Source organism: Xanthovirga aplysinae (assembly GCF_009711365.1).
GTDB classification, from domain to species: Bacteria; Bacteroidota; Bacteroidia; order Cytophagales; family Cyclobacteriaceae; genus Xanthovirga; species Xanthovirga aplysinae.
This window is the reverse complement of the sequence record NZ_SMMB01000752.1, coordinates 1-3,710: the sequence shown is the minus strand read 5'-3', so window position 1 is coordinate 3,710 and position 3,710 is coordinate 1. Positions and strand designations below refer to the sequence as shown.

4 protein-coding genes are annotated in these 3,710 nt (G+C 36.4%); 2 read left to right on the top strand and 2 right to left on the bottom strand.

Features of this window, described 5'->3' with window-relative positions; all coding sequences use genetic code 11:
* Positions 1-223 precede the first annotated feature (223 nt).
* Both E1171_RS05110 and E1171_RS05105 read left to right on the top strand, forming a co-directional pair.
* Positions 224-520: a DUF3817 domain-containing protein gene (locus E1171_RS05110; RefSeq protein WP_155204736.1), complete on the top strand. Its 297-nt coding sequence runs from the start codon at positions 224-226 to the stop codon at positions 518-520.
* The gene (locus tag E1171_RS05105; protein WP_155204735.1) at positions 520-726 is read left to right on the top strand and encodes a DUF3820 family protein; all 207 of its coding nucleotides are present in this window, start codon (positions 520-522) and stop codon (positions 724-726) included. The genes E1171_RS05110 and E1171_RS05105 overlap by 1 nt, the downstream gene beginning before the upstream one ends.
* A gap of 80 nt (positions 727-806) precedes the next feature.
* On the opposite strand, the gene nagB is transcribed toward E1171_RS05105, so the two are convergent.
* Positions 807-2,771: a glucosamine-6-phosphate deaminase gene (nagB, locus tag E1171_RS05100; protein ID WP_155204733.1), complete on the bottom strand. Its 1,965-nt coding sequence runs from the start codon at positions 2,769-2,771 to the stop codon at positions 807-809.
* A 175-nt stretch (positions 2,772-2,946) separates the two neighbouring features.
* Positions 2,947-3,710, bottom strand: a 764-nt coding sequence (locus E1171_RS05095; protein WP_281347200.1) for a D-arabinono-1,4-lactone oxidase, incomplete at its 5' end; no start/stop codon positions are given.

Sequence of the window (3,710 nt, the reverse complement as noted above, 5' to 3'; positions counted from 1 at the left end):
CCCTAAAACAGTTGTTCATAATAAATTTCAACAAGCAAAAAAATATTTAAAAATTAACTAAAAATATATTCCAATTAATAAGTATTATATAAATCTTATAATTTAAGCATCTTAAAGATTTATTTTCCTTAATCCTTTAATACTCTAATCTTCTATTTCCAATTAATTTTTCTATTGGATTCCTGATCTTATATTTGCAATCGAACATAGAAATTGCGCAAAGATGGATCTAAAAAACCTCAACACTTTTCGAAAAATTGCCCTACTGGAAGGACTTTCCTATTTGTTTCTTCTTCTAATTGCCATGCCTCTAAAGTATTTTGCGAATATGCCTGAAGTTGTAAAATATACTGGATGGGCCCATGGCATTTTGTTTGTAGCCTATTGTCTTTTCCTCCTTATACTTATGATCCAATACAAATGGAGTTTTGGAAAAAGCCTATGGGCATTTTTTGCTTCCCTTCTCCCATTTGGTACTTTTGTTTTGGACAAGCAGCTTAAAAAAGAGTACGCCCTTTGATGAAACCTGAACTTTTAGAATCTCTGGTAAAAATGCAAATGCCATTTGGCAAATATAAAGGCCGACTGCTTTGTGATTTGCCCATTAGTTATTTGGAATGGTTTGCCCGAAAAGGCTTTCCTGATGGAAAACTAGGCATGCTTTTAAGAACGATCTATGAAATTAAATTAAACGGACTGGAAGACTTATTGAGGCCCTTAAAATGAGAAAATGAATTGAATAAAATGGATTATATTTAACTAATTCAATTATCAAGATGTTTTTTTTCCTAAAAACTTCCCATCACTTAAAAATAATATCGTTTAAATGCCTCAAATGCCTCGTACTCGGGAAGCCCCAACCCATCGTATAAACTGGCAGTTTCCCGATTTCTTTCCTCAGCCCTTTGCCAAAACTCCCTTTCATCGCTACCTTGAAACATAACCTCATCTTTTTGCGATTGATGGAAGAAAATCGCCTTTCGCTTTTTACGCAATTCATCTGGACTTAAGGGAACAGCCATATCAATCTCATTAATAGGCCATTCATGCCAGGCACCTCTATATAACCACACATAACATTCCTTCATAAAAGTTTTATTACGAAGGCGGGCCAGGGCACTCATGATTATATCCAAACAAACTTTGTGAGTTCCATGAGGATCAGCTAAATCTCCTGCAGCGTAAATCTGATGAGGTTTTACCTTTTCAATTAAATTATAAACCCTTTGCAAGTCTTCTTCTCCAATGGGCTTTTTTTTCACTTTGCCAGTTTCATAAAAAGGTAAATCTAAAAAATGAATTTGTTCATCTAAAACTCCACAAAACCTAGCTGCGGCTTTGGCTTCTCCTCTTCTTATCAGGCTTTTTATTTTTAGGGATCCGCTCAAGTTTTCATTCGATTCTCCTTTATTTTTTAACTGATCAATTACCTGTACAAGAAATAATTGATGCCTGGTATTTTTTGAATTTCCAAAAGACAAAAGGTCAGCTGCGACCTCCGCAAAACGTAAAGCATCATGGTCAGCCACGGCAATATTTCCCGAAGTTTGGTAAGCTACATGTACTTCATGTCCTTGTTCCACTAATCTTAATAAGGTTCCCCCCATAGAAATTACATCATCATCAGGATGAGGACTAAAGACTAACACCCTCTTTTTTGCAGGTTCAGCTCGTTCAGGACGAAAAGTATCATCTGCACCAGGTTTTCCTCCTGGCCAACCAGTAATGGTATGCTGCATTCTATTAAACATTCTAATATTCAACTCGTAAGAAGAGCCCTCCTCCGCTAATAAACCCGACATTCCATGACTATTGTAATCTCTATTTGTAAGTTTAAGAATAGGTTTGTTTACCTTCTGACAGAGCCATACAATTGCTTTCTTTTTCAAGTCTTCAGTCCATATACAAGGCCCCACTAACCATGGGGTTTTTTGTCGTTTTAAGTGAAAAGCAGCTGCTTCATCAACAACCACAGTGGCATTTGCATGCAATTGCAAATAGGTAGCTGGAACTGAAGAGGTTATTTCTCCTTCCAACATTTGCCGAACAATATCTGCCTTATGAGTACCCCAAGCCATTAAAATCACACGACGGGCCTTTAGGATCGTACTCACCCCCATTGTTATTGCCTTCCGAGGCACTGCATCAACACCATTAAAATCTTTTGCGGCATCGGAAATAGTAATATGGTCCAAAGTAATTGGTCTTGTAATGGAATTTCGATGAGAGCCTGGTTCATTAAAACCAATATGTCCTGTCCTCCCTATTCCCAATATTTGCAAATCCAGTCCCCCAAGGGCTTTAATTTTAAGTTCATAATCAACACAAAATTTTTGAACTTCCTGGGGGCTTAACATTCCATCCGGAATATGAATATTTTCCTTTAAAATGTCCACATGGCTGAATAAATGTTCATCCATAAAACGAACATAGCTTTGCGCTCCCTTTGGGTCCATTGGATAATATTCATCCAAATTAAATGTGACCACATTCCGAAAACTTAGCCCCTCCTCCTTATGCATTCGAACTAATTCCGCATAAACATGAATGGGTGAAGAACCAGTTGCTAATCCAAGGATACATTGTTGACCCTGCCTTTCTTTTGATTGAATAAGTTCAGCAATTTCCTCCGCAACAGCTGCTGAGCCCTCACGTGACCCTATAAATATTTCTGTGTGAATACGCTCAAAACGCGTTAGCTCCTTCGTCCCCACTTTTTGGTGACGAATATCATAATTGGTCTTTCTGGGATCGACTATAATATCAGACATAGGCAAAATATTATTCAGGAACACTTATTTATAGATTGTAACACCAATATGAAGCATTACAATTCATTAATGTTGCCCAAAACAATAAAAAACTCAAGGAGGAGTATTACTAAAGCAGGTTATTGAAATTACCTCCAAGAATTACCATGTCAAACCCCGATAAATTTTATTAAAACTAGGAACCTCTTTTCTCCATACTTTTATTCGCCATTTCGGAATCCATAGTTTCGACCATTGCCTCCAGCCCGAAAACTTCTTTTAAATAAGGATTTACAAAAACCTGGTTGGGATCTGACTCATTTCTAATCTTTTTAAATTCATCCCATTTAGGATAAAGGGATTCAAAATCCTTAGCTCTCAGGGTATGCATTTTTCCATAATGTGGTCTCCCCTTATACTTTTTAAAAATTTTCTCTAATGCCTCAAAATAGGCTTTATATTTCATCCCATGAAACATATGGACAGCGATATAGGAACTTTCCCTTTGGTGGGCAGGGCTAATCATAATATTATCGGCCTTTACAAAACGTCCTTCAATTGGAAAATGCACTTCAAACTTGTTTTCTTTGATACAAGCTTCTATTTCTTTAAAAACAGCCACAAAATGTTTTGCAGGAACATTATATTCCATTTCATAAAACCTCACCCACCTCTGGGTGCTGAAGATTTTGTTACTATAATTTACATATTGGCCTTTAGCAACACCCAATGCGGTAAGTTTACTAATCTGCTTTGAAAGGCTGGGAATAAAACGTGCCACCATGCTTATCAAATAAAAAATTCCATTTTCCAGGACCACATCATTCATACTCTTCCAAAAACCCTTATCCTGAATCTTTTCCTGAGTTTCATTTACAAATTTTAATTGAACAGTCTTAGTATAAGGAAACCAGTAGAACTCAAAATTCCTGTTTGTTTTATTGTACTCTTCAATTTTAT